This is a genomic window from Nitrosospira sp. Nsp11 (assembly GCF_900142705.1).
GTDB lineage: Bacteria > Pseudomonadota > Gammaproteobacteria > Burkholderiales > Nitrosomonadaceae > Nitrosospira.
In genome coordinates, this window is record NZ_FRBV01000001.1 from 76,161 (window position 1) to 103,134 (window position 26,974).

Genomic DNA, 26,974 nt, shown 5'->3' on the forward strand with positions numbered 1-26,974 from the left:
CCTTAATGCGGGGTGCGAATGCGGAAATTCATGAAATACGCATAGACGCTCGGATCGTCAGCATAATCCGCATCGCCGTGTTCCTCGTCTGCCATATAGCCGGGTATCGCTTGCAGGGCGGCTTCGATCTGCGGCCTGAGAGTCGCGATTTCCGTGCGCTCCCGGGCGAGAATCACCACAGCAACTACATGCTGATCGTAGCCTGCGCCCAGAACCCAACCGGTTTCTGGCGTGCTATCCACATCAAACACGAGCGCTGGCCATGTCGGATCGGCCGGCAGTTCAACCGCCCAGGTGTTCGCCAGCACGGCAGAGAGTGCGGCGGTAACAGTCGCGTGAATGGTCATTTGTTGAACTTGAGAACTTCTTTCTTGGCTTTCTCGGCCATAGCGGTGACTGCTGCGGGCGCTTTGTTTTCAAGGGCAATTTCGAGGAAGCGCGTTGCCTGAATATCCCGCGTTCCGAAGTGCAGGAATTTCCAGTAAAAAGGGTCATTCTCGCGCTTGGTCACCACCCGGCCCGACTTGCCGAGTTCGAGGTACTTGATAACCTTCTTGCCGTTACCCAGATCGCGGCCATGCCGCACGCCCAGGTTGTACTGCTCGGTTCCGTCCGGCTTGTTGCGTTCGCGCTTGATAACAATGTTGTTTATCAGCGCGCCCGTTTTTCTCAAACCATGATTCTGGGCAACGACACGGGCTTCCTTGCGCAGCACTGATCCACCAGCGGCAGTAATGCGTCTCGCAGCCTGCCCTTGGATGTCGGTTTTCAGCTCGGCGAAAGCGGCCGTCAGCTCGCTGACTCCCTCGAGCTTAGCGGCCAAGGTTTACGCCTGTCGAACAGGTCAAAATGATGAATCGGTGCGACTCGTCATAATCGTTGACATGCGCGATGTCGTAGCTTTTGCCGTTGTAGACCACGCGCATTTTTGCCGTAACGCCTGGCAGGTAGCGAATGGTGAACTCGGTGCGCGCCTCGGCCGTCTTGCCGCCTTGTGCGGTGATCGTGCGCTCATTGCCGGAGAGGTTTTTTATCGCCGCCCAGGAGGTGGCGAACAGAGACCACGTATCCACCATGCCGCCCTCGGCGTCGCGGGTCTGTGTGAGTGATTCGATAGTGACCATGTGCTTGAGTTTTCCTGCGCCAGGTGCCGGCATTACAGACTCCAGATCCGGTACCGGTCCAGCAGCCCGCTGATAAACGGCATCGGCTCACGCTTATCGCCCGATGCCTCGCGGTTCTCGAACCAATGGCCGATGTTCAGCAGCATCCACTGCTTGATTGACTGGGGCACGACCGCGGCATTTGCCCAACCCGCCACGTAGCGCACCTTAACCGCGTTTATTTCGGCATAGGTGCTTGGCCAAGCGTATCCGTAGGCCGGAGTCAACCAGGCGGAACGACTGTCGCTGGCGTTGTCGAGCGTGTATGACGATGACGAGAGGGTTTGTTCGACGCCATCAGCATCCAGATATTTGATGCTGGTGATGCTGCTTACCGGCGGATGCGGCAATTCGATGGCAAACGGGAACATATCGAGCGTTTTTTCCAGCGTTTGGCTGACCAGGGCACGGCCCAGTTCGTGTTCTACCACCTCACGCGCTTCCACTATCAGTGCCGTGATCAGTGCATCCTGATCCGATGCCGAAAAGCGCAAATGAGCCTTTGCCTCGACGAGCGAAATCGGCTCGACTGATGGAGCAGTGATCAATCGTAAAGACATGGATTACCTCAGTTGACGAGGACGTGACGTGTTGCGCATTGCCGGCCGGTGACCATGCGGCACTCTCAGCCGTGGGCCACTGCCGGCTGGTCCATCAACCGGCGGGATGCCGCTGTGCTGCTCTATCGCGCCCGTGCTGGCCGCATTCGGCTGAGTGCTGGATGCACCCATCAGGATGTGGGTTTGAACGATGGTGCTGGCCGCTGCGATGTTGTCTTGCACGCTTGGCGGACAAACCAATATATGCGCTTGCGAGACCGCGCCGCTTGCGCCGGCGTTTGTCTGAGTCGATGGCGAGGCCGCGAGATCATGGACAACTCCTACCGTAACAGCGCCAACGCTCGCGGCATTAGCCTGCGTGGATCCGGCAGCACCCAGGACATGCGCCTGCGATACAGCAGCAGACGCGCCTGTGTTCGTTTGCGTGCCGCCCACGCCAACCAAGGCGTGCACCTGGGAGATTGCCCCAGGCGTGCCGATATTTGCCTGAGTAGCGGCAGCAGCGGCAAGGTCATGGGTTTCCCCTACCGCAATGGCGCCCGTGCTTGCCACGTTGGTTTGTACCGATCCGGCAGCGCTGAGCGCATGGGTTTGCGATACTGCGCCTGCTGTGCCGGTGTTGGCCTGCGAGCTGCTCGCTCCCGCCAGCAAATGCGACTGAGAGATTGCGCCAGCGGTTGCCGTATTCGGCTGTGCAGACGTCTGCACGGCTACGATGTGCGTTTGTGTTATTGCACCGGTTGCGCTCGTGCTAGCGACGTTCGCTTGAGTTGTGCTTGCAGCGGTGAGATCGTGAGTTGCGCCGCCAGATGAGACCGCCCATAGCCTTGTAATCGATCCTGGCCGCCTTACAGCCGGGTGGGGTAGCGGTGATTTTGTGCCGGTAACCGTCCAGCGTGTTCCAGATTTATTCAGCCAGCCGTCTCGCTCGGCTGGGAGGTAATGGATACGCGCGTCCGGCCTTATAAGCTCAGGAGATGCGCCCCGCTGTAGTGCGGCGAACTCGGCGTCTGTAAGTATTACATTCCAGACCGCAAACTCAGCCAGCGATCCATCCCATGCGCGAGCATTGTCTGACGGTCTGTTACCAACGCACCAAGGGGTGGCAGACGTGCCGTAGCCGCCCCCAAAGGTAGTAAAAGACAGACCTGAGTCCTTAGTGAGCTTGGTGCCACTCTGGTAGACGGCAGGCCCACCGGATATATCAACAGAGGTGTCTACAGAGATGCCGATAGGCGCCCAAGTAGATAACGGGGGTCTCGTCCAAGACCAGTAAGTTAGAGGAGCGCCAGTGCCAAAACCATATGTATTGGCTATTTGCCCATGATTGTTGAAGAGGTCAAATACACCAGTCCCCCTCCCAAACACGCGACCAAACCCCCCCCCTCCATCTCCATTTCTGTTAGTCCACACATGGATACTGACCTTAGTCGGTATCCCTTCCGCAGGCCCAATGATACGGTCGCCCGCCCCAACCCCTAGCGTTGACCCAAATCCGATAGCCATTTGCTACGCCGATGAGCCAGTTATGCTGGCCATGTAAACGTTGCCGGATGTCAGCGCCACGCCCATATCATTTTTCACCACCAATTTTAGGGAGCGGGCTACAGGTAGACCAGACAACCGGAAAAACTTACGGTGCGTATTTGTGTCATTGCAGGGTAAGACGCCGATAAAGTGCAAGTCTGCTTCCTCGGTTGCCGTTAGGCCGGTTTCAGGCCCGCTGCCAAAATTGGTATTGTCCAGCGACAGCTTCGCGAACAAAATGAGTTGCTTGTTGCTCGCGGGGAGCCCGTTCGGGTCACATTCCAATTCCACGGTAACGTCAAGCGGGATAGCTGCGCCGAGGTCAATAGCCGCTGATGTGATATAAGTCGAGCTCGCCAGCGTTCCTAGATCCAGGACCGGGATGCGACTCCCTTGTGTTTGCGTGAATGTTGGCATTTATTCAACTCTTATCATTTCTTCTGTTGCGTGCGGCAGTTCAAGAACTTCCATCGTTGACGCCGGTTGCCATGACAAAGCTTTGAGCGCCGCGCCCTCTTCCGGTGTAAAGACATCTTGCGCCGTCAGGATATTGATCATCTTGATTGTTTCCGGATCGCCGATGTCGCCTCCTGGCTGCGCTCCCATCGCTTGTACAAAATCTGCGATGACAATATCAGATGGCGCCAGCGCATTTAGTTTGGTACGGATGATCCGCGCCAGGTCAGTACCAAGCACGGATGAAAGCGTCAAGTTTGTAACCAGGCGCATCTTGTGCATCCACTCGGTTTTAGCATTGAGCAAGTCAACGACCTGGCCCGGTTGGTTCACCCTCAACCCGGCGTAACCCTTCCCCTTCGGGTCGGTGTCAAGTTCGTTGTCGAGCCTGTCTTTCTGCTCTGCCGTCAGGGTAATCATGATTAAGCCGGTTGCCCGCTAGTGTAGGTCAGGCTTGGGAAGTTGACGGTATTGCCGAGGGTAATCACCTGGTCGCTGGTCTCATCCGTTACCAGCAAAACCTTGCTGACGCTATCGGTAAAAGCAATATGCAGATCCGGCGTTGCACCCGAGTTGGCGAAAGCCGCTCCGCTTTTGGCCGACACGCTCAAGACACGAGCCGCGCCATCGGCGCCGGTCAGCGCATAGTCGCCAGAAGCCATGGTAACTTCACAGATCGAGTTTCCGGTTACTGTTGCGTAACTGTCGCCCAGCGTGTAAGCCTTGAGCAGCAGCATGCGGATTGCGCCGGATCTAATTGCATTGAGGCCGTCGTCCAAGACGGTTGAGTGGACGTATTTAGACATTGTTTGTTTTCTCGCAGTAAGCGACAGCTTCTGGATGGGTGTCTACCTGGTCGCCAAGGCTGGCGATTACCTCAGCATCTGCTTGCAGCAACGTGCCAGAGCAATGCAGCTTTCCGGCAACCGTTACATCGATCAGCACGCGGGCCTTGGTCGGGAGCGGTGTTTTTTCAGGCTTCGGTTGCTCGGGATCAGGCGTGTTGGGATCTGGCGTAGCGGGATCTGGCGTAGCGGGATCTGGCGTGATGGGACCTGGCGTAGCGGGATCTGGCGTGATGGGACCTGAGATCGGCGCGTGATTGATCTCCCCTACCGGCGATTGTTTTTTCGACATGGTCGTATCCTTCTAAAGACAGCAGCCCCTGCCGGGGCTGTGTCACGGGGTTTTATCTGGTTATTTTAGGTTGCCGAATGCTGGTACAGCTTCACCGCATTGGTATCCACCAGGTTCCCGCCCATGCGCGCCCAGGCCATGAAACCGACTTGGCCTTTCTTCGTGTACACGCTGTCGGTGAAACGGAACAGGCTTAAAATCAGCGCGTCGCGGATCATGTACTTGCTGAAATCTCCGAATCCGATTGATTTGGCATTGGCCGCCGGAACAGCTACGTCATTGTTCAGTTGCATCCCATAGCCGAGCAATTCGTCGGCAAGTCCGCCAGCAATGCCCTTATCGTAAGACGGCGTCCAGACAGGGCGACCAACGGTATCCTTGATCTTACGAACCGTTTTCCGCATGGTCTGTGACATCATGAATTTCAGCGTGCCGTCGTGATACGCATAGTCCAAACTATCCACCAGATCCACCAAATCGTCGTAGGTGACCGTCAATGTTTGTCCGGTGGTACCGGTCTTGCCGACACTGGCTGCCGTGATGATTCCATTCGGCTGGCCGGTCCCGCTACCGGTGGTAAAACCGGTATTTGCGACCCGGCCGATACGATCGCGGATCCGGTTGTTGATCAGCCCGACGATGTCTATCGACGTGTCCTGAAGCAGTTCGAGGGGAATGGTAATGACTTTGGAACCCGCCTTGAAAACGTTCAAGGCGACAGTGCCAAAAGTTACATCTGCATCTGTCGCCGTAACGTTTTCCGCAATCCATTCACCTGTTTCGCTTGTGCCGTCGCTGGTGGGATACGACAGCGGATTCCCTGTGCCGGTTGTGATCTGGCTCGCGACTTCACGGACTCCCTTGTAGCCCTTCAGCTTGTCGACCAATTCCTTCGCAATTTCTGACTGCACCGTATAACCGCCCTCAGAAGCAGTCGTGGTGCTCATCGTATTCAGGATAGAGGTATGCTCTTCGTGCGATAACGCTTTTTCCCCATGCCGCAGCATTTTGACATAGGCGTTTTTAGCGAAGGTTGCAGCCTTATCCTTTGGATCAGTCTTGGGTGCATCCTTAAAGTTCTTCTCGACATCTTCATCCAGCAGGCGCTGCATGGTTTCCAGCTGCGCTTCGATAGAATCAATCTGATCGGCTATATCGTCGAACTTGGCCTTGTCTTCTTTCGTCCATACCTTGTCGCCAGCCTCGGCTAAAAGGTGCTTCGCTTGCTTGGCGAGTGTTTGTTTTTGCTCGCGCAGTGCTTTAATGCTCATCGTTATTTCCTTTTTTGAGGGTAAAAAAAAGCCCACTGCAAAGTGGGCTTGGCTCGTCTGCGCAAGCGCGTCAGTCGATCGTTAGCAGGCGCAAGCGTCTTTCGGCGTTTTCGCGTTGTTGCATCCATAGGGCGCTATCGGCGGGCGCCACCTTTTCCGTTGGCTTGGGTGCATTCTGATATGCGGAGAGGTTCCATTTGTTCTCGACCTTCGCGCCGTTGAAAACCGTATCAACGAAGCCGTGATCTGCGGCTTCTTTCGCCGTGAACCATGTTTCGGCATCCATCCATTCCACTATCTCATCCGTGGTTTTACCCGTTTTCTTCACGTAGTCATTGATGATCGATTGGTCCAGTTTCTCCAACAGATCGGCAAGCGTGAGAAAGTCATGTTTGTTGCCATAACCCAGTGTCCAAGCGTTATGAATCATGAAGAATCCACCCTCCACGATGTTGACGGTTTTTGCTGCGATCGCAACATATGTCGCCGCGCTCGCCGCCCAGCCGTCGATATAGGCCGTGACGTCGCCATGCTGAGCTATGGCGGTCGCCATCGCCCGACCATCAAACACATCGCCGCCAGGTGAGTTGATCCTGAGATTAACCGGCTTGCCCTTTAACGCAGCCAGCTCCTTGTTGAAATCAAGAGCGCCAACGCCAAAATAGGGATCAATGACGTCATAAAGATAGATCGTGGCGGACTCCGCGGCATTTTCTACCTTGAGCGGGGATTGTTCCCGCTTGGCGTTATCACGCAGTAGTTGCAGCAGGCGCTTGTGCATTGTCTTTTCCTTTTGGTTCGTAAATAACGTCTCCGCCGTTCTCCGGTCCCACCGGTGGAAGGTTCTTGATGCGCCGGACTTCGTCCAACTTCAGCCAGCCCGGGCCCTGCGAGCCGCCGCGTGCCTGGCGAAGATACTCGCCCTCTGATTTGGAGTCACCGCGCAGCAATCCATCGAGGTTGAACTCGACAAAGAACTGCTCGGTTGCAAAAAACTTCCGGTTTATTTCCTGCTCAATCCGGTTCAGGTAGGTCTGCAGAGTAAACTTCACAAAACCGAGAGTCATTTGCTCTATGCCCGTGCCCCAGCTGGTCGTGGTGTCGTTGGCGCCAATCATGAATGGCGGCACGCCGAACGCCCGGGCAATGTCGATAACCTGGTACTTACGGCTGTTGAGCAATTCCGCATCCACTGCGGACATGCTCAACTCTTTGATGTCTAACCCTTGTGTCAGCACCATCGGCTTGCCCACATTCTCCGGCCCCGTATACCGCTCTGCATAAGCGGTGCGCAGCCGTTCGATGGTGTCTTCCTCGAGCTTGCCATCAGCTCTGATCAAATGCTTTGGGCTCCCGCCGTTCGCAAAAAACTTTCCACTGAAATCATCGGCCGCCAGGGCAATGCCTATCGACTGCAATGCGCCATGTTTGATCACCGACAGGCTGCGGCCTGAGTCGCCGTCATAACCGAAACCAGGGATATGCAGGATCTCGTTATCCTGGTAGGTGCGAGGGTTGCCAGTGCGCGGCTGATAACGGTAGAGAATGCCGCCAATGCCGTCCGTTATCGGAGTCATGCGATCGGGATGAACCGGGACTATTCCAGTAATTTCGCCAAACCGATCACGCTGGATGAGTGCAAATGCATCACCTCTCAGCGCGTTGCAGCGAATCCACCACTCGAACATGCTGGCAGCCGTCCATGCGCCACAAGGCTGCTCGTTCAGCAGGTACCACAACGGAGAATCTATTTTCTTGCGACCATCTACCGTGCGTTCATATACTGACAATGGCAGGCTGGCGATAGTCCCGCCGATGAGCTGAATGCAGGCCGCGACGGCGGAGACTCGCATGGCTGTGTCATCAGTAACCGCATAGCCGGAGGATGCAGGAACGTTGCCAAACAACTCGATGACAGCCGGATTACTACTGGTGACGTATTGCGTAGTATTTTTTACCCGCTGCGCTTCACGCTCCGCTTTCCATTTCGTCAGGACCACGCTACCAGGCTGACCTACGCGCTCGGTGTTGTACCAGTTTTGGGTCATAGGGCAACGAATCCTTGGTCGATGATATTGCTCTTTTGGCCAGCCATCGCGCGGCACATCGCATTGATCAGCGCCACTGCGGCATCGATCTTGTTTTCAGCGCGCAGCTTGCGCGGAAAAATGTTTTCGTTACGGTCGGGCTTCACTTCCACGTTGCTCATCATCCACACAAACGCGGGATTACCGTCGTGATGGAATCGGCCTGCATCGATGAGCGCGGCAATAAGTTTCATCGCATCCGTCAGGTGCATTACCCGCTGGGGAATATCCACTACAGTGAAGCCTTGTTCCTGGAGCGACGGTGCAATCTCACGGCCATAGACCGGGTCCATGGCAATCTCGGTGATCGGGAAGTTGTCGGAATCCGACACGATCTCTTCCTCAATTTGGCGCAAAGAAATCATGTTTCCATCGGTCGCGATCAGATGCCCCTGGTGTACCCACCCGCTGTAGTGCGTGTTTTCGGGCTTGTCCACCTGGGCCTGCGGTATGTAGTTGCGAGAGAAGGCGTAGTAATGGTCAACGTTCTTTATCGCGCGCTTGAACAGTTTCACCTTTGAGGCGATATCGTTTTTGCTCGCCAGATCCAGCCCGACTACACAGCTTTCGTGCCTGAAATCTTCTTCCTTCAGATCGACATCGCCGGCGCGCTGCAGGTTATATAAGTTGATCCAGGGCGAAGCCGCGGCAACCCAGATATTCAGATGCTTGGTCTTGAAAACGTTCTGTTTTCTCGGGTCGGTTATCGCATCCCGCTGCTGCGCTTTCAGGAATTCCGCGTCGACTGATATGCCAAAGTTTGGATTAGCCTTTATCAGGGCGTCTTCCGAAGTCCAATCGTCGCCTTCGTCGACCGTGAATATGATCCCAAAGCGGCGCTCATTTTCGATAACGCCCTCGAGGATCTTCTGCAGCTCGACCTGGTGCATGAAGCACGGTCCGGAGATATCCGAACCGCTGGTGGTGATCACCAGCATCAGCGGTTGCGAGCGGGCACCCATGCCGGTCTGCATGGTGTCATACAGTTCCGGCGTCTTGTGTTCGTGGAACTCATCTACGATCGCGCAGGATGGCGATGCGCCATCACCAGGCTTGCCAATCACCGGCTCGAACTTGCTGTTCGTCGCGATCACCGCCAGGTTGGAGGCATGCACGGACACGCCATACCTCGCCCGGTATTCGTCCGTGCGCAGCGCCATCAACTGTGCTGGCTTGAAAACCTCAAAAGCCTGGTCTTGCGACGTCGCCCCGCTGTATACCTCGGCTCCAAACTCGCCATCCACGGCCAGCATGTAATTGCCGATTACTGCCGCGAGTGTTGATTTCGCGTTCTTGCGTGGCACAAACAGGTCCGCCGTGCGGAACCGCCGGCGCAACGTTGTACGATCGACCCAACCAAAGACCGACGCCAGGACAAAGACTTCCCATGGCTTGAGCTTCAAGCGTTCACCACGCGAAGCCCAGTCGCCTTTGATATGTGGCATCAACTCCGCAAAGCGACAGATGCGCTCGGCCGAGCGGAACATCTTGCCGTTTACGTCAACCAGGTAGGCGTTAAAAACATACGGCCAAGCGGTTGTCTTGCTTCGCACCAGGTCATTCAGGTGACGCTGGCACGCCAGGCGGTGCCATTTGCAGGACGAAATCTTCCCGTCGACAACGTCTTGCGCGTATTGCGTCGCTATCGCGGCGAAGCTCAATTAGATTTGTTCCCAGGAACTGCCGGCCGCCTCCGGAAACAACTGCTGCTGCCGGTTCTCGCTTTGGCTCACCCGCGAACGCGCGCTCGGCGACATGCCGAATTCCGCGCCGAAATTCTTCATCATGTAAAGCGCTCGGTTACGGATGGTTACCCAGATCGACATCTGCTGATAGCCGGATGGGGTAACTGTCACGTAACCTTTCTCGCCGGCAGGATCCTCAGCATTGAGCGCAGCGATTTTGTTTTCGCAAAAAACGTATTCCGACCAGGCGGTGCAATATCCCGCCAGCGCGGCCCGGTCAATCTGCGAGATCAGGCCCAGCGATTCCAGCTCGACCGAGATCCGCTTATACTCTTTCCGCGCCTCAGCCTGGAGGTGAGTCGGGCATCGCGGGATTACGACTTCCGGGTGGATGCCGTCATAGAGCTCGGCCAGGGATTTTTTGCTGGGGTTACCGTGCAGCAAATGCACATTCGCCGGCAATGGTTTCGGTCCGCGTTGTCCCATTTGTGATCCTGAAATACAAAAGGGCGCCTGGTTTCCCTGGCGCCCTCATCAATTATTATTGTGCAGACGTCTGCACTCTCACTGCCAGGGGGGTACCCCCCCCTCCGAAACTCCCGCACGTAAAAATCCGATTAAGCAGACGGTCTGGAGCGGTTAGGCTGTAGACTTTTGACCCGCCCCCCGGTCACCGGCCGAAGCCGCCGTCCTGCGTTGCGGTTTTGTGATCATGGTGCGGCTTGCATAGCGCCTGCCAGTTACGGCGGTTCCAGAACAGCTTCGGATCACCTTTGTGCGGGACCTTATGATCGACAACGGTCGACGCTGTGATTCTATCGACTTCGATACAATGCTCACAAAGTGGATTCTCGCGTAGGAAACCTTCTCTCGCTCTTTGCCACTTCGAACCGTATCCGCGAGAGGCAGCAGAACCGCGGCGCTCATCCGCTTGCTTACGCTCAACATGTTTATGTGAAGCGCATCGACTGCCACCCTGTACCAGCACGCCACAGCCAGGGTAGCTGCATGGTTTCGGTGCAGATACAGGCATATGACAGGCAATAAAAAAGCCCACTGATTAGGCGGGCCTTGGATATCGTTGAGGAAGGTTATTTAAATGATTCGAGTCTGTGAACTACCATGTTTACTTCTTTGATAAATCTTGGAAGCGACGCCAGGAACACGTCTGCCTCTTCACAGAATTTCTTGTTTAAATCGTCTCGCTCCGCATCAGTTAGATCCAGATTATTCAAGTCTGGGCGCCTAGGTGCGGGAGGTAGCTTCTTTATCTGGCTCATCGAGATTGAGCCGAGTAACCTTTTGCCACCAGACACGCTTGCATGATCTCGCCTTGGCGCATACCGGTAGCCAAGTCGTTGGCTATGGTGTTGGACATGTTGTACTCATTGGTGATAGTTCCACCTGGAGCGCTGCCTGTAGCCTTCAGCGATTCAAACTTGCATTCAGCGAAGTCTTTGCGCTCTTGCTCTGGAGTGTTGCCGGCTTTGCCATATACGGTAGGCCCAACGCAACCCGCTAACAGGATCGCTATCGCTACCAAAGAGAATCGGTTCATGCCGGAATGATGGTTTGTTTTTCTTGTACGGACTACTCACACAATATCAGCTTTATATAGCATTCTGGCGGGCTAATCAAGCGTTATTTAATGGATGGGTAACTATCCGGACATCAATAAGTCCATTGACAACGCAGTTATGCTCTTTCTCTATTTTCCCTTTCGCTTCAATATCGCTGTTCGCCATAATAACAGCGCTTTCAAAACCATCTACACCTACGCCATAACTGTACTTGCTCCACCAACACACATAATATTGATTCACGCGGTTTCCCTTTGTCTTACGTCTATCAAGGTATCAATCAAATTACCGAGCAATTTGTATGCTTCCGTCCGATCATCCCTGTACGTTCGCCTTGACTTGCCATAGCAATGCACCCGTTGTATCTCGCTGGGGATCGCGTCTATGTATTCCATCCTGATCACCAGCTTATAGACCTCCGGAAGAAGATTGACGGCCCGATCAGTGAGCAGGCAATCCGCGTCATAACCCGTATCGTAGGTCAGAGTGTTGCCGCCGGATAGCCGCACGTAACTCACCTGGCTTTTATACCCGAGCGCAACGCCCGTGTTCATCTTCCACTTTGCCCACTCGATCAGCCTGTTTATCACTATCGCCTCGATCATCTCACCTCCTCTCATCAAACCAACGGCAACGGTGCCCGACGGTTGGCACGCCCGCTTGCAGGTTATTGCGCTCATCCATGCACATGGACCGGCCCAGCACCTGAGCATGCTTGGTGCACAGCTTGCAGCCCAGGCGGTCAAGTTGCAGGGATTCAAGCGTCTTGGCCGGATCGCGGTAATACTTTGCAGGCAATGCATAGCTTCTATCCATAGCGCACCTTCTCTTTCTTGGGCTGCTTCTTAGGCTCTTCCGGCACTTCAATGATCATCTGTGCTGCCGTTACCGTGATATCGGATGGTTCGCCGCCCTTAATGCCGATTCGTTGGCCGCCCTCCTCTGCAAAGGTCAGGCGTATTTCGGGACCGAAGGCCGCTCTGAATTCATCCGCAATCCTTACGCATTGGGGGAAAGCCGCTCTTACGTCTGCCGCCGTGACTGGTTTGGTTTCGCTCATAGTTCCTAACCTATATTGAGGTTGGGAACAGGTAGGGAAGGCTGAACCCCGCATGTCTGCTGATTCTTCCTAACCTTCCTAACCTTCCCAACTATTATTGATACAGGTACACACGCGTACACGCGCGTGCGCGTGTGTGTGTGCGCATGTGTGCACATGAGAAAAAGGTAAGGAAGGTAGGGAAGGTTAGGAAGATGCCCCGCCCATAAGGGTTTCAGGGTTCCTAACATGTTCCTAACCTTCCTAACCTTTGTGCTGAACTCAGAAGGAAATCGATGCATTGCCCCCTCCATTTGCGTTTCCGGACGTCGAGCTTGCCCCATTTTTTTCAGGGGGCTTGTACCAGTAGCGGATAACGTGAGTGCGTTTTTCGATGCGAGTGCAGCCGAGCTGGCGCAAAGCGTGGCCAATTCGGGTTTGCACATCGCGGGTGAGTTTTGATGCATCCAACTTAAGGCACTCGATAGCCGCATCGGCCAATGAGAAATCCTTGTATTGCTCTCCGACCCAGTTATGGAGCATGTCCACATAAGTGTCGGCGGCAGTACGTTTAAGCTGCTCGGGGTCGAATATCTCCCGTTGTTCTTCGGTGGTCGGCCAGTAACGTTCGCCCTTCTGCCAGGCTATATATGCTTCGGCAATAAGCTGATCCCGCACCTGCGCCAGCCCTTCGGTATCTACTTCCGACTTGCACTCGATCGGCCAAAATCGGCGCCCACCGGTCGGGTCCTTATTCCATTCCCACTCGTTGCAGGTGCCAGTGAAAACCCCTTGCCGTGGGCAGCGGATTTCTCGCCGGCCGTATGTTGGGCGGAACTCGTCTACCTGCCGGGAGAGGAAAGATTTCTGACGCGACGATTCAGATCGTGCCAAAGAGCCCAGCTCTGAAATCTCATATACCCACTTGCCGCGAAGTGCAGACATTGAATCCTTACTCTGCAAGTCGAGATCCGTATCACCATAGTGATCGCCACCCAAAATTCGCAATGCGGAAGACTTCTTCAGGCCCTGGTTACCTTCCAACACCAGGCAATAGTCAAACTTAACGCCCGGCTCCATGGGTCTGGCAATCATCCCGATCATGAAACGACGTCCGACCAGCATCGTGTATTGCGTTTTCGGCACGCCCATGTAATCGCTAAGCCAACTGTCCAGCCTTTCTATGCCGTCGTGCTTTTGGCTCTTTATGTAGTCCTGAACAGGATTGAAGCCGTTAAATTTCGCGATTGCTTCCGCAGCAGATGCAGTAAGCGCGGAAGATGGGGCAAAGCTGTATTTGCGAGTGATCCACATCGCGGTTTGCACATCGTCCTGCTCATCCCATTCACCGATTTTGCCGCCGTCATAGGGCGGCGGCTTGAGCTTTACTACCTGATACGCAAACTCGTTATAGGCGAGCACACCCTGCCAATTATCATCATTGCGCAATATGTCAAAAACGTTGGCCAGGCACGCGACCAGCTCGCCCTTCTTTTCAAGCAGCAAGTCTTCCCAACCCCTGCCGGCAGGCGGCTGTTGCGTAGATTTGCTTTTTGGCGTTTCGGCAGAAGGCTTACGCAGGTTACGAATGAAGGCTTTCAGCGCATCGGCATCCATGCCCTCAGCCACTGCGTCGGCAATGTCCCATCCGCTTGTCTTTTCGCCCGGCTGGGGGATATCGACCAGGCGAAACTTTGTCTTTGCATCGGCCGCGACCAGAAGCGCGCCGATCTCCAGCATGGCTTTCATGCCGGGCTGTTCGTTCTCTTCAAGAAGCGGCTTGCTGAGCGGATCAATACCCAGGGCTTTTTCTTCCTTGCTCAGCTTTTCGTGCTGCGCGTCGCAGTCGGCCCAAGCGAAAACATTGCGGCCATAAAGCGGCAACCAGTCGGCCTTGCTTACGGCCTTGCCGCCACCAGGCCAGCTCACGATCACCAGCTCGGGCAGCAACTCGATAGCTACATCAGCGCACTTCTCGCCTTCGACCAGCAAAACGGGTTTATCCGGATGCGCGGCCAAGCGATCGAGGCCATACAAAGGGCGCGGCTCGGGAAACGACAGCCAGCGCCACTCACGATTACCGGTTTCCGCATGCTCGCAAAAGCAGACTGGCAGCGTTTCCTTGCCGCCATCCGATGTCTCAAACCGGTAAACAAACCCGTTGATCGCCTTGTTTGCGTCGTAATACGTCCATACTTTTTGGGGTTTGCCCCGGGCATAGTGCGCAACGGGCGGCAGTCCAGCATCGGCTGGCGCTGGCAGAATAGGTTTCCACGGGGTCTTTACGACTTTCAGATCAGGCTTTTGCCGCAGCTTGGGCTTGTCTTCGGGTATATCGATACCGCAAATCGCGGCAACCTCACGCGCGGCCACATCCTGGTCAAGACCGTGAAGGTAGGCATACAAGCTGATCAGATCGCCGCCCTTGGCGCCGGCAGCGAAATCGCCCCATAGCCCGGTAATGATATTGATCAAAAACGATCCCGGCTTGCGATCCACTCGAAGCGGGTTTAAAACCTTGTACTCATGCCCTTCGTATTTGCCACCTGGCAGCCATTGCGGCACCAGCACGTTGGCGCGCGACAGTGCGGCGGCGGCAATCTGCTTGAAATCGATGGTGGCCATTACTTCCTGCCGGCGTCCAGCAAGGCCTTGGCCCGCTCAAACCACGCTTTCACTACCGCTTTTTTATCCGTACGTTTGCGGATTGCATGAGCCAGCGCATAAAGCTGGCGCACCTTGGGTTTGAGGATGGGCCGGAATGTCATGCGCGAGGCGTACGGCGACGCTCTTGCACCAGGGACTGCAACCGGCTCATCACTTCGGCGCCTGCGACGCAATATTCCCGGAATTCACGCTCGATGCGCTTGAACTCCGGCGGGTCGATCACGCCATCGGCAAGCGCTTTCTGCACTGACACGGCCCACTCGCCCTTTTCTTTTTCCAGGGACAAGAACAGATCCAGCAGCGCGGCATCGGAAACGCCCTCGAACGAGGACACGTGGACCCCGAGCATATTTCGCCGGGCACAAAAGGCTTGCGCGGCCTCGTCCGAATTGGCCAGATCGGCCATCTCCGCGAGCTCCTCCGCATGGAGGTGATGCGTCTCACAGTTAGGATTAACCTTGTTCTGTAAAACGTGTTTTGACATGCGCATGCGTGCAGCCATGGCGGGGATGCCGCCAGGGTAGCCGTGCGCAATCCGATATGCTGCATCACTAATGCTCATGTCGTTTTCTCCCTGGTAACGACGTTTTTATTTGCTCTGAGGTAGCGCATCATGCTATTTCTGGCCCGTTAACAGCTTTTCCAGCAGCCGCACAAGCTCCGGATGCTTTGTCAATAGGCTGGCCAGACTATTGAGGATCTGTGCGGGATTAGGACTGTTTAAGTCTGCCTCCGCTTGCAACAATTCGTTTTGTACCCTTTGCTGGTCAGCTGCAATCAAACTCCGGACATAAGCGCTATGCGACACATCCAGCTCATCCGACCTCGCCTCGACCCACTTGAGCAGGTCCCAGGTGAGCAGGATATTTTTCGGAATATCCTTATGTTCCTTGCGGTTGACAGGCGTAGTCATGCGGTTGTTTGGCTGGGGGTGCGGAGGTACTGCCAATCGAAGTCCGGCCGGAGTTCCTCGCAGGTTACGGCGCCTTTCGTGGCGCGCTCGATGGCCGGACAGCGCTCTAATGGAACTTGGCGCTTTCCGCTTCGCCACTGGCTGATGAGAGGCGGCGGGACGCTTAAATCAAACGCTAGTTTTATAGCGCTGCAACCGTCTTGTGATAGATATTTATCGAGATTCATGGCTGCAAATATTAGCGATTCGGTAATACCTTGTCAATAGCGTTTCGCGAATTCATTTTATTAGCGATCTGGTATTTAATATGTGCGTGAAAACTATTGAAGAAATTAGGTACGAGAACTTCCTGATCCTTGTAGAGGAGGCCGGAAATGTCGCCCGTTTCGCGGAAAGGATGAAAAAATCCTACGGTCAATTCAGCCAGCTAAAGAACAAATCTCCTGAATCAAAAACGGGAAAACCAAAGGAGATTGGAAGTAAGCAGGCAAGAGAGATGGAACTTGTTTTCGGTAGAGAAGTAGGATGGATGGATCACGAATCGCTAGATCAAGAAGCGCAAGCCTTCAAGAATCTGCCTCCGGAAGTGAGGGCATGGATTCTAAAGAATGCGGAACTTACCGCATCCGTTATTCCCGCTAACAAAGCAGAATCACAACCAGAGCGCCGCCTGGCAACTGAGGCCCGAAGAAAAATCGATTTAGGTTTTGACCCGGAACGCAGGCATCTGTACGGCGCACCGAATTTCACGCAAAAGAAACAGATGTCTACGGATCGAAGGAGGAAGAAAACGTGAAGCCGCCTTTTACACTAATGCAGCGACCGATATCGCATGACACAGCTGAGGCCGCTCTGACGATAGCTGGGGATGCGCAGCAAGGCGACTCCATAGGTATGGCAGCAGTGGTGATGTACCTGAAGCCTGAACCTCATTTCATCGCCTTTGTAACCGACGAGGCAGAGCGAAACCCTGTCTTCACCACCGGCATGCTCGCGTCCCTAAGCTACCAGCTCATGCGCAAGGCAAACGAGTAGGTTTTGTACGCCATGTCCGACTCACCCCAGCACAAACTCACCACCTGCTTAAATGCTATTGAGGCGATAGCACGAGACCTTCGTGCTGTTGAGAAGCGCGCCGAGCTTAAGATCAAAGCGCAAGAGTTATTCGTTTTGGTAGAAGCTGCCCGGCAGGCAGGAATCGCCCTGCATCAGCAAGGCTGCGAACCGCCTGGCGTTCGGTTTGCCAGGTACAAGGGCATGCGCTGAGTCTGCAATCCCACGCCCACAATACTAAGTAGTGCAGACGTCTGCACCAATTCTGTATTATCCGCTGAGGCATGGTTAATAAACTTTGCCTATCCCAGAGTGTCGAATAGTTTTACACTCGCCTTACTATCCTCACTTAGAATTAATTAATTTCCCTTATCCTTCAATCGCTCTTGTGGGTTGGTACGGTTGTTGCTTTATAAAGATTCTAATATATCAACCGTTGAGGCCATATGAGCGCAGCGATAACCGCAAATGATGTACCGGCCAAAGGCGCATCAACAGTAATTGAAGCTGAACATACAAACAGGACTTATCGTACCCCGGACGCCCCGAACAAACCTGAAGGTGATGGTATGGAAGCCAGATTAGCCAAACTGGAATCAGACGTATGTAATATTAATACAAGCCTGGAGGATATCAAGAAGGATATTCGAGGTTTTCGCAACACGTGGAACACGATTACCGTGTTCGTTGTTATGCTTACGATCGGGTTATTTGTGTGGCTGGACAACAAGATCCACCCATTAACAAATGATGTTTTTCAGCTGAGAACTGAAGTAGTTAAGATTGGCGGCGACGTGTCCGAGTCGCGCGCAGATGTGTCCCGGTTGCACGCGGAAGTTTCCAAGACCAATTTAGCGATTGAGAAAATCTCAAATAATTTGTCCGAACTAAACAATTCGCTGAAGACTGCCGGCATTAATCCATAGATCCATTACTGGGCGTTTTCCAAACCCGCTTCGGCGGGTTTTTTATCGTCCTTATCCTTCCTTCATAGCCTCCTGCGCCGCTTTGGCGAGAAACCCCGACCTGGTCATATGGTGAGCGCTGGCATACTCATCAATGTTGCGTACCAGGCCTTCAGGTAGAGAAATATTCAGCCTGACAGCCTTGGAATACTTTTCCACATCCACATCCACGATAGCCCATACGGCATCAGCGAGATCCGGATCGGCTTTATGCTCAGCTAACGTGCCTGCTTTAGGTATTTCAATACCTTTCTCCACCATCAGCTCGTAATGGGCATCAATGGCCTCTTTCGCCATGTCCAAAGCCTCGTCCAAGGTATCCCCAGCAGAGAAACAACCCGGAAGATCAGGGACGATCACCCCGTACTTCACACCATCATCAGTATGTAGTGCCAATATAAATTTCATTTATTACCTCCATTATTTATTACCTCCATTTCCACCCTGCTTGCCGATAAATGCTGCGAAGAGTTCCGATTGGTATGTCTGAATCGGGGTGCTTCACTGTTACCAACCCCGCTTTTTCAAAATGCGTGAACTGATGGTGCGATCCTTTGACGCGATCCAAATTCCAGCCCTCGCTTTGCAATCTCTTGATTATGTCTTTGCTCTTCATGTGTGTAATTATACACACTTTATAAGAGTAGTCAACTATTTAGCTTGCAACTGCTGACGCCAACATTAGCGGCTGTGATCATTGTAACAAGAATATTAGCGATTCGGTATTGACAGTCTATTACCGTATCGCTAATATTCACTCCATCCCTGGCCAAGATAAGAATTTCCTTACGGCCGATTTTGTACGCCTTCCTCGTCCGGCCAGGGGTGAGAGCCAGAGGTCCCGAATAAACGCATCAGGAGAGAGACAGCATGTCTGGAACATCACCCGTGGCGCACACCACGGAAAACGAAATCAAGTTTTTGAACGAACTCGGCATGTTCACCGGCATTGACGCAACGAAAGAAACCCTGCTTGAGGGGTATTTAGTCGGGGCAATGCGCCGCAGCGACTGGGGAGCGATGGATCGCACCAAAGTGCTTCATCACGCAAGGACCTTGCACGCCAATGCGGGCCATCCATGAAAACCGTGGACCAGCTCATGGCCGAGGCGTTCAGCCCGCCACGAGGCGCACGGAGCCAAGCATACAAAGCCGGAGTCCGGGCAGCGCTCGAATGGTGGATCAACAAGAAAAGGATAGTTGTTCCTTACCTGATTGGCACTGCCGAGTTTGATGCTTTCTTCGCCGGCCGCACCGAGGGATACGCTATCTGGCAGCGGGAAACGGGGTTATGAAACTCGCCCCCAACCAGCGCGTAGTCATCACCCGGCCAGCCGCTATCCCGGCGATGCAAGGCCGCAGCGGCGTAGTCGAGGCCGTACTCGCCCCCGCTGCCCTGGTGGACGTTAGCCGAGGCGAGGCCGCAATTATCCGCATGGATACCCCGGCCAACCTGCCCGGGCTGCATTTCCACTTCCTGATTTTCTACGCCGCCGAGTGCAGCCCGCTCGACCACGCCTCGCTTTAACCCTCAATGGAGACCGCTATGCAAACCCTCATCAATTCGCCGGATATTGCCCACCAGGCGCTGCTGCCCCTGGACAAGATCGAGCGCTCTATCACCAATCCTCGCAAGCGTTTCGATGGCGACATCATTGTCGATATGGCAAACAGCATTGCGAAAGTTGGCGTGCTGCAACCGATCCTCGTCCGGCCCCATCCAGTCCGCGAGGATAAATACGAGATAGTCGCCGGCGAATGCCGCTACCGTGGCGCGCTAATGGCCGGGCTGGAAACCATCCCCGCCATCATCCGCGACCTCACGGATCTGGAAGCGCTCGAGCTCCAGGTACTCGAAAACCTGCACCGCAACGACCTGCATCCGCTGGAAGAAGCCGAAGGTTTCCAGCAGCTGCTGGAAGCGAATGGTTACACGGTCGAAATGCTGGCTGGCAAGCTCGGCAAAAGCAAGGCCGCAGTCTATGCCAGCCTAAAACTGTGCGCGCTGTGCCCGACTGGCCGTGAGGCATTTTATGACGGCAAGCTGACTGCCAGCACTGCGCTGCTCGTTGCGAGGATCCCCGGCGCGGCACTGCAAGCAAAAGCGCTGGCGGAAATCATTAAGCCTGTCTATAACGGCGCGCTGCCGTCATACCGTGAAGCCGTCGGCATCATTCGTTGGAGGTACACGCTGAATCTCGACACGGCGGCTTTTGATCGCACAGATTGCCAGTCGTGCGAAAAACGCAGTGGCAACTGCCGCGAGATTTATCCCGATATCGACAGTGCAGACGTCTGCACAGACCCGGACTGCTTTGGCGAAAAACGCCAGGCGCACATCGACCAGCTGCTGCAGGACCCGAACACCATCACTGGTGAGGCAGCAAAGAAAATCATGCCTCACGGCGGCTGGATAGATAGCGAGACTTACGGCGAACCGGAAGACGACGCTGAATTCGGCGACGGCGAGCAATCGTGGGCTGAGGTCCTTGGCAATGAGCTACCCACCCGCACTCTCGTCATCGAAGGTCGTGATCCGTTCGTCGTGGTCGATCTTGCCGCCGCGAGGCAGCTGGCGCAGAGCAAAGGGCTGAATCAAGTTGTATCGGAACAAGATGAGGATGAGCGGGCCGAAAACGCCAAAACAGCCGCTCTTAACGCGGCTAAGGAAGCAGAACTCGAGCGCAGGTCCGCACTGTTGGTCTTGTTGCATCAAAGGCTCACAACAGGCAGCGCAGCGATAGAAAGCGTCCTTCCCATCGCCATTTCGTTTCTGTTGGCCGAACTGACGGCGCGCATGGCGCCGAGGACGCTGGCGTGTCTGTTTACGGCACGCGGAGAAACCATCGATGAGGATACCGATAACGCCTGGTTGAATTATGTCAACAACCTCGACAGGAATGAACGGTTTCATTTGTTGATTGAAATCGCCCTGCTCAAATCAGGTGAATTCAATCTTACGTATCTCCCTTGGGAGTGGAAGCCAGAAGCGCCCACCAAGCTTGACGAGGCTTACACCATCCTGCGCGCCGCCGGCATCGATCCGGACGCCTCCGAAACCGACGAAACACCTACCGACCCCGCGTCGGCTGCGCATGCGGCGGAAGAGATCGCGCGCGAGGAAAACCCGGCGGACGAAACGCAGCCCGGCGCGCGAACCGCTGCGCAGGCGAACGAACCAGCGGCCGAAGCGCAACCCGAGGCAACCCCAATCGAGGCGGCGGAAAAGCCTGCCGCGAAAAAGCGCGGGCGGCCTAGAAAACAGGCCGTTGAAACCCCCGTCGCCGAGGTGACGCAATGAATATAATCGGACTGACCGGCCCCACCGGATCCGGCAAGGATACTGTGGCCAGAGTCTTATGCGAAACCCAAGGGTTTGTACCAGCCGCCTTTGCAGACGTTATCCGCGCCGCCGTATCTTCCGTGTTTGGCCTCGATAGCAGCTACTTCTTCGATCGCGCAAAAAAAGAAGCCATCGTGATCCGGATCGGCAAATCGCCCCGGGAACTGATGCAAAGCGCCGGCGACTGGCTGCGCGACCTCGATCCCGACATGCTCCTGATCCTGCTCCAGCCACGAATCACCAGGCTACTCAAGGCGTCCAAAGACCTGCACATAAACGGCATCGTCATCAGCGATGTGCGCAGAGACAACGAAGCTCGCTACGTGCGTGACATGGGCGAGATCTGGCATATCCACCGCACGACGATGGCTCATACCGGCTTGGCCAGCAACACCAGGCTGCACAGCACAGAGGCCGGCGTCGAGTGGAAAACCGGCGATCGCCTCATCCACAACGCCGGCAGCATCGACGACCTGTACGACAACGTCAACGCAGTTTTCACCCTCGAGGAGACATCATGCCAAACCACAAGCTAATCGATACAAACAATCCCATTACCCTCGGGGCGACCGTGATCATCGTACTGGCCCTGTTTTTTTCGTTGCTGAGCTGGATCCGGAACCACGAAATGGACCCGGAGAACCTTATTCGCTGCCCACGCCCCGGGCCCGGTCAGCAGTTGATAGGGCGCGGCCACATGGAGACAGACGGCCAGCCAGGCGAGCTGATGTGCACCTACTCGACGGCGCCGATTGGTGAGCATGTCACGCTCGCCAGCTCAAAACTTTAGCGGGGAGGAGAGTGCAATCATGAGCGAGTCAACGCAAATAGTTCGACAGTTGCAAAGGGGCGAGTTTCCCCCGGCATACTCGACCGACGAACTAATGCTCGGCGTGTGCCATATTGTGCGCACCGAAGCGCCAAGAGCAAAACCAGAATTGCCGCCCAGCAAAGTCGAATGTAAAAGAGCCGACAACACGTTTGATCCCGAAACGGCAGCTCGGATGCTGTCCGAGCATAAGAGTAATCGCATGATCGCCTGGAGCATGGGATTAAATGTAGCGAAATTGACTGTTTTTATCAGCAACGACAAGCGGCTACGGGATTTATCAGTTGCCAGAAAGGGCTGCGCAGTTTCAGTGGCCGATCGAAACTTCGACACCATAAAACGCATGCTGATTGCCGGGGAAGCGGGAGAGGATATCGGCATCGCTGTGGGCTTGGAAGGATCAACCGTTAGGTACTATGTAAATACGGTCGACGAATTGCGCAAGATCCATCGTGAGCGAGGCAGGATAGGCGGCAAGGCACACGCAAGCAAAAAAAGGTTCCTGGAAAAACGCGCTGCGATATACCGGGCTTTACAGAGTCAGTCAATTACCAGTGTGTCCGAGAGGTTCGGCTTCAGGCCCACAATATTGAGAAAACATTTGGCCGGCGACGAGAAGGAGGCGAAATCATGAAAGAGCTCCCGATCCTGTTCAAACCCGAAATGATTCGAGCGACATTGCGGGAAATTGACCCGAAAGAGCAAACTCGCCGGGTCATTAATAAGCTCCGCAAATTCGGCAAGATCACCGAGTTCGGCAGATCTGACACCCTAGGGTATGACTGGCACTTCCGCGACAAGGGGATGCGTTGGAATGACATCAATCTCGCCAGACTGCTGGAGCTGTGCCCATACGGACAACCCGGCGATAGGTTATGGGTTCGGGAAACGTTTTGGTGTATCAACGATAGCGATAACCCGAGCGGGTACCAAACAATTGATTGCGGATCAACGCTGGCACTAGGCGAGGAATATGCCAGCATTGATTATTGCATAGACGGTGAGTTTACCAACCCACCTACCCCGACGGGCAGCGAGACCGTTGCAAGGCCATCTGGTCGGGCCGCGCCCGGTAACTGGTGGCTTTCCCCTCCTGGCAATTGGGATGGAGAGAGAGACTATCATGGAGAGGGTGAGTGGGTATTTCTTCCGTGGGTCCTTTACACAAAACATTCATCAATCCACATGCCGCGCTGGGCTTCCCGCATCCTGCTCGAAATAACCGGAGTCCGCGTTGAGCGCTTGCAGGATATAAGTGAAGAGGATGCGATTGCCGAGGGTTGTGAGGCGATTCAGGGGTGTGAATGGCGCACGTTCGTGGAAGCGGATGCTGGGGTGCCATATCACGCGCATACCGCCATTGACGCTTATCGCGGGCTATGGGAATCCATCAACGGAGAAGGGAGTTGGGACGCCAACCCGTGGGTATGGGTGATCGAATTCCGGAAAATCCAGGAGCAAACCTAGTGTTCCTCACGTCTGAAGAGATCATCGAGCTCACCGGCCGCAAGACACACCCATCTCAGCGGACAGTACTCAATCATTTGGGCATCGACCATAAAACCCGGCCGGACGGAAGCCTGGTTGTACTGCGCTCCCATGTGGAAAAATCTCTTGGCGGCGAATCGAGCAGTGCTAAACTTCCTGAACCAAACTGGGCAGCCATCTGACCCGTCATGCCAAAACCACGTAACCCGGAAAACAAGGGACTGCCCGCACGCTGGCAACTCAGGCACGGCGCGTACTATTATCAGGTTCCGCCAGGACTGGAGTCAGCGTGGGATGGTAAAAAAACATTCCGCCTGGGCAAGACCCTGCCGGAAGCCTATCGCGCATGGGCTGATCGGATCGGCCGTCAAGATAAAGCCAGCACTATTGGCCAACTGCTCGATCGCTACACGCTCCAGGTAATCCCTGGCAAGGAACCACCCACCCGGGCAAGTAACCTGCTGGCGATGACCGCACTCCGCAAAGTTTTCGGCGAGCTGCCGATCGGCGCATTAACCCCTCAGCACATCTACAAGTACGTAGATAGACGCAGCGAGAAAAAAACTAATGCTGCCGGCAAGATCGTAGGTGGTCGCACCGTGGCACATCGGGAGATAGAGGTTTTAAGCCATGCCTATACTAAGGCGGTCGAGTGGGGCTACGTTGGCCGCCATCCCTTTATAGGCCAAGTGCGGCTCCAGGGCGAAAAACCTCGGATCAGATATGTTGAAGACTGGGAAATCGTTGAGTGCCTGACGATCGAATCCAAGCGGGTGAAGGGCAGCGTCCATGCAATCCACGCCTACATGCGCCTCAAACTGATGACCGGCATGGCCAGGAGCGACTTGCTACGCCTTACCGCGGCCAATCTGAAAGACGACGGTATCCATATCCAGCGGCACAAGACAGCCGGATCTACGGGCAAGCGCACGATTTATGAATGGACGCCCGAGTTGCGGGCCGCGATAGAGATGGCAAAGCAAGCCAGGCCGGTACTGTCGCCGTTTCTTTTTTGCAATCGTAAGGGTGAAGGTTATTTCGACGAGGAAACTGGCAGGTGCGATGGGTGGGATAGTATGTGGGGCAGGTTTATTGACAGAGTTTTGAGTGAAACCAAGGTGACAGAGCGATTCACCGAGCATGATCTGCGCGCCAAGTGTGCCTCCGATGCCGACACCCTGGAGCATGCAAGAGCGCTCCTATCTCATGCTGATGCACGCACCACCGAGGCGATTTACCGCCGCAAACCAGAGCGGGTTAAGCCATTACGTTGACATAGAAACGAGAATTGAATAGGACAACTCGAATCTATAGGACAAACAAGAAAAACCGCTTAGTGAGAGAACACATAAGCGGTTGATTTTACTACTTTAACTGGCGCGCCCGGCAGGATTCGAACCCACGACCCCTTGGTTCGTAGCCAAGTACTCTATCCAACTGAGCTACGGGCGCTGAAGCTGGTCATTTGCGCGGAAGGTTGGCGATTTGCGTTGCCATATTTCCGCGTGAATTAATTTATTATACCAGAGGGGCATACCACCAGGTCAAAGCAATTTTCTTGCTAACTCCGAGCACGACGCACGCCGATCGGTCCCGGGCGAGTCCTTGAAACGCTCCAGCCCATGCCAAATACAACAACAATCAAGCGGAGCCGATAACAAATACACCAGTAATCTCCTTTAACGGTATGTTTTGCCTGATCACGCTCGTGCTAAAGTAGCGGAACGGGGACGCTGCCTGCCCCCGAGGTTTTTGAACTGCCACGAATAAAAGGAATATCTTTATGCAATTCATCATCTCTGGAACTCACGGAACCGACGACCCGACAATGGCAACCCTGCCTTTCATGGCCGCGAAAGCCGCACAGGAGCAAGGGCATGATGTCATTTTATTTCTATGGAATGAGGCCGTGACGCTTGCGCGCCCCGGGATCGGCGACCATATAACGGGTGTAAATTTGCCGCCATTAAAAGATATTTTAATTGCTATACAAATGGCAGGCATCCCCATCTGGGTGTGCGGCGCTTGCGCCGTTGCGCGAAAGATCGGCGCGCCCGATCTTGTATCAGGCGCGCAAATCAAAACCATGGGAGACTATATCCAGGCCGTAGCCGAGCGTGATAAGTGCGTCGCTTTCTGATGTTCTTTCTGATGTTGTACGCCAGCCGGCAATGCAACTCATCCTGGCAAAACTAAGATTCAGGAATGAGTACCGCCGCACCGATTAGCTTTCCTTCACGCAGCCTCGTTAATGCTGTATTCGCCTGGCTAAGCGGCAATGATTCCGTAGTTACCCTGATTGGTACTTTTGGCGCCAGCGCCAGGAATTCTTCGGCATCTCGACGGGTAAGATTGGCGACCGAGACCAGACGTTTTTCACGCCATAGAATATCGTAGGGAAAACTGGGGATGTCGCTCATATGGATACCCCCACATACGACAATTCCCCCCGGACGAACCGCTCGCAATGCGGCAGGCACCAACGCCCCTGCCGGTGCAAAAATGATAGCCGCATCGAGTTCCTCGGGTGGGGCCATGTCCGAATCACCTGTCCATGCGGCACCCATCCTCCCGGCGAAATCCTGGGCCACGGTATCCCCGGGACGCGTGAATGCAAATAATTTCCGTCGCTGATGAACCAGAATCTGGGCCACGATATGAGCAGCGGCGCCAAATCCATAAATTGCGACCCGTTCCGCATCTTCAGTCATCTTGAGCGCGCGGTAGCCGATCAACCCGGCACATAACAGAGGCGCCGCCTCGACGTCGCTATATGTAGCCGGTATGCGAAAACAATAACGCGCATCGGCGACAGTGTACTCGGCGTACCCGCCATCGATCTGATAACCCGTGAACTTGGCGGTAGTACATAAATTTTCCTGCCCGCTGCGGCAGTACCGGCAATGGCCGCAGGTCCATCCAAGCCAGGGAATGCCGATCCGCTCACCAATGGAAAAATTACGGACATTTGCTCCGTAGGCCACCACTCGACCGATAATTTCATGACCAGGAATAATAGGTAATTTTGGATCGGGCAATTCGCCGTCAACCACATGCAAATCGGTACGGCAAACAGCGCAGGCTGCAATCTTGACAAGAAGCTCATCAGGGCCTGGTTGTGGACGAAGCAAGCAGCGCATTTGAACCGCTTGACCTGGCCCTTCCAGAACCATTGCATGCATGGAATCGTTTAGCGCAGACATGTCAATAT

The 26,974-nt window shown here is 54.7% G+C and carries 42 protein-coding genes and 1 tRNA gene; 15 read left to right on the forward strand and 28 right to left on the reverse strand.

What is annotated here, in order from left to right; genetic code table 11:
- Positions 1-2: 2 nt before the first annotated feature.
- From BUA28_RS00390 to BUA28_RS00505, 24 genes are all read right to left on the reverse strand, one after another.
- Positions 3-347, reverse strand: coding sequence for a DUF3168 domain-containing protein (locus BUA28_RS00390; protein WP_072766183.1), 345 nt, complete (start codon positions 345-347; stop codon positions 3-5).
- On the reverse strand, positions 344-823 hold the full coding sequence (locus BUA28_RS00395; protein ID WP_072766184.1) for an HK97-gp10 family putative phage morphogenesis protein: 480 nt from the start codon (positions 821-823) through the stop codon (positions 344-346). The genes BUA28_RS00390 and BUA28_RS00395 overlap by 4 nt, the downstream gene beginning before the upstream one ends.
- The gene (locus BUA28_RS00400) at positions 813-1,157 is read right to left on the reverse strand and encodes a phage head closure protein (RefSeq protein ID WP_072766185.1); all 345 of its coding nucleotides are present in this window, start codon (positions 1,155-1,157) and stop codon (positions 813-815) included. The genes BUA28_RS00395 and BUA28_RS00400 overlap by 11 nt, the downstream gene beginning before the upstream one ends.
- Positions 1,157-1,723, reverse strand: coding sequence for a head-tail connector protein (locus tag BUA28_RS00405; RefSeq protein ID WP_072766186.1), 567 nt, complete (start codon positions 1,721-1,723; stop codon positions 1,157-1,159). The genes BUA28_RS00400 and BUA28_RS00405 overlap by 1 nt, the downstream gene beginning before the upstream one ends.
- Before the next feature lie 3 nt (positions 1,724-1,726).
- Complete coding sequence (locus BUA28_RS15400) at positions 1,727-3,229, reverse strand: hypothetical protein (RefSeq protein ID WP_143148399.1); 1,503 nt, start codon at positions 3,227-3,229, stop codon at positions 1,727-1,729.
- Between the two features lie 3 nt (positions 3,230-3,232).
- A complete protein-coding gene (locus BUA28_RS00415; RefSeq protein WP_072766188.1) occupies positions 3,233-3,667 on the reverse strand; it encodes a hypothetical protein in 435 nt (144 codons plus the stop codon).
- Positions 3,668-4,126: a hypothetical protein gene (locus BUA28_RS00420; protein ID WP_072766189.1), complete on the reverse strand. Its 459-nt coding sequence runs from the start codon at positions 4,124-4,126 to the stop codon at positions 3,668-3,670.
- Between the two features lie 2 nt (positions 4,127-4,128).
- Positions 4,129-4,512 carry a hypothetical protein gene (locus BUA28_RS00425; protein WP_072766190.1) on the reverse strand — a complete coding sequence of 128 codons (384 nt, stop codon included), beginning with the start codon at positions 4,510-4,512 and terminating at the stop codon, positions 4,129-4,131.
- Complete coding sequence (locus tag BUA28_RS15405) at positions 4,505-4,843, reverse strand: hypothetical protein (RefSeq protein WP_143148400.1); 339 nt, start codon at positions 4,841-4,843, stop codon at positions 4,505-4,507. The genes BUA28_RS00425 and BUA28_RS15405 overlap by 8 nt, the downstream gene beginning before the upstream one ends.
- A gap of 65 nt (positions 4,844-4,908) precedes the next feature.
- Positions 4,909-6,114 (reverse strand): phage major capsid protein, encoded by a 1,206-nt coding sequence (locus BUA28_RS00435; protein WP_072766191.1) that lies wholly within the window; start codon positions 6,112-6,114, stop codon positions 4,909-4,911.
- Between the two features lie 70 nt (positions 6,115-6,184).
- Positions 6,185-6,895, reverse strand: coding sequence for a head maturation protease, ClpP-related (locus BUA28_RS00440; protein ID WP_072766192.1), 711 nt, complete (start codon positions 6,893-6,895; stop codon positions 6,185-6,187).
- Positions 6,864-8,162, reverse strand: a complete 1,299-nt coding sequence (locus tag BUA28_RS00445; RefSeq protein ID WP_072766193.1) for a phage portal protein — start codon at positions 8,160-8,162, stop codon at positions 6,864-6,866. The genes BUA28_RS00440 and BUA28_RS00445 overlap by 32 nt, the downstream gene beginning before the upstream one ends.
- Positions 8,159-9,862 (reverse strand): terminase large subunit, encoded by a 1,704-nt coding sequence (locus BUA28_RS00450; RefSeq protein WP_072766194.1) that lies wholly within the window; start codon positions 9,860-9,862, stop codon positions 8,159-8,161. Before BUA28_RS00450 ends, BUA28_RS00445 begins: the two co-directional genes overlap by 4 nt.
- Positions 9,863-10,372, reverse strand: a complete 510-nt coding sequence (locus BUA28_RS00455) for a phage terminase small subunit P27 family (RefSeq protein WP_083569812.1) — start codon at positions 10,370-10,372, stop codon at positions 9,863-9,865. It lies immediately after the preceding gene.
- 790 nt (positions 10,373-11,162) lie between these two features.
- Positions 11,163-11,444 carry a hypothetical protein gene (locus BUA28_RS00470; protein ID WP_072766198.1) on the reverse strand — a complete coding sequence of 94 codons (282 nt, stop codon included), beginning with the start codon at positions 11,442-11,444 and terminating at the stop codon, positions 11,163-11,165.
- A gap of 76 nt (positions 11,445-11,520) precedes the next feature.
- Positions 11,521-11,709 (reverse strand): hypothetical protein, encoded by a 189-nt coding sequence (locus tag BUA28_RS15410; RefSeq protein ID WP_143148401.1) that lies wholly within the window; start codon positions 11,707-11,709, stop codon positions 11,521-11,523.
- Positions 11,706-12,071 (reverse strand): hypothetical protein, encoded by a 366-nt coding sequence (locus BUA28_RS00475; RefSeq protein WP_072766199.1) that lies wholly within the window; start codon positions 12,069-12,071, stop codon positions 11,706-11,708. Before BUA28_RS00475 ends, BUA28_RS15410 begins: the two co-directional genes overlap by 4 nt.
- A 1-nt stretch (position 12,072) precedes the next feature.
- The gene (locus BUA28_RS00480; protein ID WP_072766200.1) at positions 12,073-12,282 is read right to left on the reverse strand and encodes a hypothetical protein; all 210 of its coding nucleotides are present in this window, start codon (positions 12,280-12,282) and stop codon (positions 12,073-12,075) included.
- Positions 12,275-12,526, reverse strand: a complete 252-nt coding sequence (locus BUA28_RS00485; protein ID WP_072766201.1) for a hypothetical protein — start codon at positions 12,524-12,526, stop codon at positions 12,275-12,277. Before BUA28_RS00485 ends, BUA28_RS00480 begins: the two co-directional genes overlap by 8 nt.
- Positions 12,527-12,787: 261 nt before the next feature.
- Entirely contained in the window at positions 12,788-15,130 is a 2,343-nt protein-coding gene (locus BUA28_RS00490; protein WP_072766202.1) for a VapE domain-containing protein, read from the reverse strand.
- Positions 15,130-15,273, reverse strand: coding sequence for a hypothetical protein (locus BUA28_RS15715; protein ID WP_178297821.1), 144 nt, complete (start codon positions 15,271-15,273; stop codon positions 15,130-15,132). Before BUA28_RS15715 ends, BUA28_RS00490 begins: the two co-directional genes overlap by 1 nt.
- Positions 15,270-15,734 (reverse strand): phage regulatory CII family protein, encoded by a 465-nt coding sequence (locus BUA28_RS00495; RefSeq protein ID WP_072766203.1) that lies wholly within the window; start codon positions 15,732-15,734, stop codon positions 15,270-15,272. Before BUA28_RS00495 ends, BUA28_RS15715 begins: the two co-directional genes overlap by 4 nt.
- 54 nt (positions 15,735-15,788) lie before the next feature.
- Entirely contained in the window at positions 15,789-16,085 is a 297-nt protein-coding gene (locus BUA28_RS00500) for a hypothetical protein (RefSeq protein WP_072766204.1), read from the reverse strand.
- Entirely contained in the window at positions 16,082-16,312 is a 231-nt protein-coding gene (locus tag BUA28_RS00505) for a transcriptional regulator (protein ID WP_072766205.1), read from the reverse strand. Before BUA28_RS00505 ends, BUA28_RS00500 begins: the two co-directional genes overlap by 4 nt.
- A gap of 86 nt (positions 16,313-16,398) precedes the next feature.
- Here BUA28_RS00505 and BUA28_RS00510 point away from each other — a divergent pair, with 86 nt between their 5' ends.
- The 4 genes from BUA28_RS00510 (at position 16,399) to BUA28_RS00525 (ending at position 18,064) form a co-directional block, all read left to right on the forward strand.
- The gene (locus BUA28_RS00510; RefSeq protein WP_143148402.1) at positions 16,399-16,881 is read left to right on the forward strand and encodes a hypothetical protein; all 483 of its coding nucleotides are present in this window, start codon (positions 16,399-16,401) and stop codon (positions 16,879-16,881) included.
- A complete protein-coding gene (locus tag BUA28_RS00515; RefSeq protein WP_143148403.1) occupies positions 16,878-17,120 on the forward strand; it encodes a hypothetical protein in 243 nt (80 codons plus the stop codon). The genes BUA28_RS00510 and BUA28_RS00515 overlap by 4 nt, the downstream gene beginning before the upstream one ends.
- A 12-nt stretch (positions 17,121-17,132) precedes the next feature.
- Positions 17,133-17,351, forward strand: a complete 219-nt coding sequence (locus BUA28_RS00520) for a hypothetical protein (RefSeq protein ID WP_072766208.1) — start codon at positions 17,133-17,135, stop codon at positions 17,349-17,351.
- Between the two features lie 233 nt (positions 17,352-17,584).
- Entirely contained in the window at positions 17,585-18,064 is a 480-nt protein-coding gene (locus BUA28_RS00525) for a hypothetical protein (RefSeq protein ID WP_072766209.1), read from the forward strand.
- A 51-nt stretch (positions 18,065-18,115) separates the two neighbouring features.
- On the opposite strand, the gene BUA28_RS00530 is transcribed toward BUA28_RS00525, so the two are convergent.
- Both BUA28_RS00530 and BUA28_RS00535 read right to left on the reverse strand, forming a co-directional pair.
- Complete coding sequence (locus BUA28_RS00530) at positions 18,116-18,511, reverse strand: type II toxin-antitoxin system HicB family antitoxin (protein ID WP_072766210.1); 396 nt, start codon at positions 18,509-18,511, stop codon at positions 18,116-18,118.
- A 19-nt stretch (positions 18,512-18,530) separates the two neighbouring features.
- Positions 18,531-18,719 (reverse strand): type II toxin-antitoxin system HicA family toxin, encoded by a 189-nt coding sequence (locus tag BUA28_RS00535; protein WP_072766211.1) that lies wholly within the window; start codon positions 18,717-18,719, stop codon positions 18,531-18,533.
- Positions 18,720-18,973: 254 nt separating this feature from the next.
- On the opposite strand from BUA28_RS00535, the gene BUA28_RS00540 reads away from it, so the two are divergent.
- Genes BUA28_RS00540 through BUA28_RS00585 form a run of 10 tightly spaced genes read left to right on the forward strand, consistent with a single transcriptional unit; the run spans position 18,974 to position 25,037 of the window.
- Complete coding sequence (locus BUA28_RS00540) at positions 18,974-19,186, forward strand: hypothetical protein (RefSeq protein ID WP_072766212.1); 213 nt, start codon at positions 18,974-18,976, stop codon at positions 19,184-19,186.
- Complete coding sequence (locus BUA28_RS00545) at positions 19,183-19,398, forward strand: hypothetical protein (RefSeq protein WP_072766213.1); 216 nt, start codon at positions 19,183-19,185, stop codon at positions 19,396-19,398. Before BUA28_RS00540 ends, BUA28_RS00545 begins: the two co-directional genes overlap by 4 nt.
- Positions 19,395-19,631, forward strand: coding sequence for a hypothetical protein (locus tag BUA28_RS00550; protein WP_072766214.1), 237 nt, complete (start codon positions 19,395-19,397; stop codon positions 19,629-19,631). Before BUA28_RS00545 ends, BUA28_RS00550 begins: the two co-directional genes overlap by 4 nt.
- A gap of 18 nt (positions 19,632-19,649) precedes the next feature.
- Positions 19,650-21,404 carry a ParB/RepB/Spo0J family partition protein gene (locus BUA28_RS00555; protein WP_072766215.1) on the forward strand — a complete coding sequence of 585 codons (1,755 nt, stop codon included), beginning with the start codon at positions 19,650-19,652 and terminating at the stop codon, positions 21,402-21,404.
- Positions 21,401-21,982 carry a deoxynucleotide monophosphate kinase family protein gene (locus BUA28_RS00560; protein ID WP_072766216.1) on the forward strand — a complete coding sequence of 194 codons (582 nt, stop codon included), beginning with the start codon at positions 21,401-21,403 and terminating at the stop codon, positions 21,980-21,982. Before BUA28_RS00555 ends, BUA28_RS00560 begins: the two co-directional genes overlap by 4 nt.
- Positions 21,964-22,236, forward strand: coding sequence for a hypothetical protein (locus BUA28_RS00565; protein ID WP_072766217.1), 273 nt, complete (start codon positions 21,964-21,966; stop codon positions 22,234-22,236). The genes BUA28_RS00560 and BUA28_RS00565 overlap by 19 nt, the downstream gene beginning before the upstream one ends.
- A gap of 19 nt (positions 22,237-22,255) precedes the next feature.
- A complete protein-coding gene (locus tag BUA28_RS00570; RefSeq protein WP_072766218.1) occupies positions 22,256-22,909 on the forward strand; it encodes a hypothetical protein in 654 nt (217 codons plus the stop codon).
- A complete protein-coding gene (locus tag BUA28_RS15415) occupies positions 22,906-23,742 on the forward strand; it encodes a hypothetical protein (RefSeq protein WP_072766219.1) in 837 nt (278 codons plus the stop codon). Before BUA28_RS00570 ends, BUA28_RS15415 begins: the two co-directional genes overlap by 4 nt.
- Positions 23,742-23,945: a DUF4224 domain-containing protein gene (locus BUA28_RS00580; protein WP_072766220.1), complete on the forward strand. Its 204-nt coding sequence runs from the start codon at positions 23,742-23,744 to the stop codon at positions 23,943-23,945. The genes BUA28_RS15415 and BUA28_RS00580 overlap by 1 nt, the downstream gene beginning before the upstream one ends.
- Positions 23,946-23,951: 6 nt before the next feature.
- The gene (locus BUA28_RS00585; RefSeq protein WP_178297823.1) at positions 23,952-25,037 is read left to right on the forward strand and encodes a site-specific integrase; all 1,086 of its coding nucleotides are present in this window, start codon (positions 23,952-23,954) and stop codon (positions 25,035-25,037) included.
- A gap of 101 nt (positions 25,038-25,138) precedes the next feature.
- Here BUA28_RS00585 and BUA28_RS00590 read toward each other — a convergent pair.
- A tRNA-Arg gene (locus BUA28_RS00590) sits at positions 25,139-25,215 on the reverse strand.
- A gap of 331 nt (positions 25,216-25,546) precedes the next feature.
- On the opposite strand from BUA28_RS00590, the gene BUA28_RS00595 reads away from it, so the two are divergent.
- Positions 25,547-25,903, forward strand: a complete 357-nt coding sequence (locus BUA28_RS00595) for a DsrE family protein (protein WP_072766221.1) — start codon at positions 25,547-25,549, stop codon at positions 25,901-25,903.
- Between the two features lie 52 nt (positions 25,904-25,955).
- On the opposite strand, the gene BUA28_RS00600 is transcribed toward BUA28_RS00595, so the two are convergent.
- Positions 25,956-26,966 carry a zinc-dependent alcohol dehydrogenase family protein gene (locus tag BUA28_RS00600; protein WP_083569816.1) on the reverse strand — a complete coding sequence of 337 codons (1,011 nt, stop codon included), beginning with the start codon at positions 26,964-26,966 and terminating at the stop codon, positions 25,956-25,958.
- Positions 26,967-26,974 lie beyond the last annotated feature (8 nt).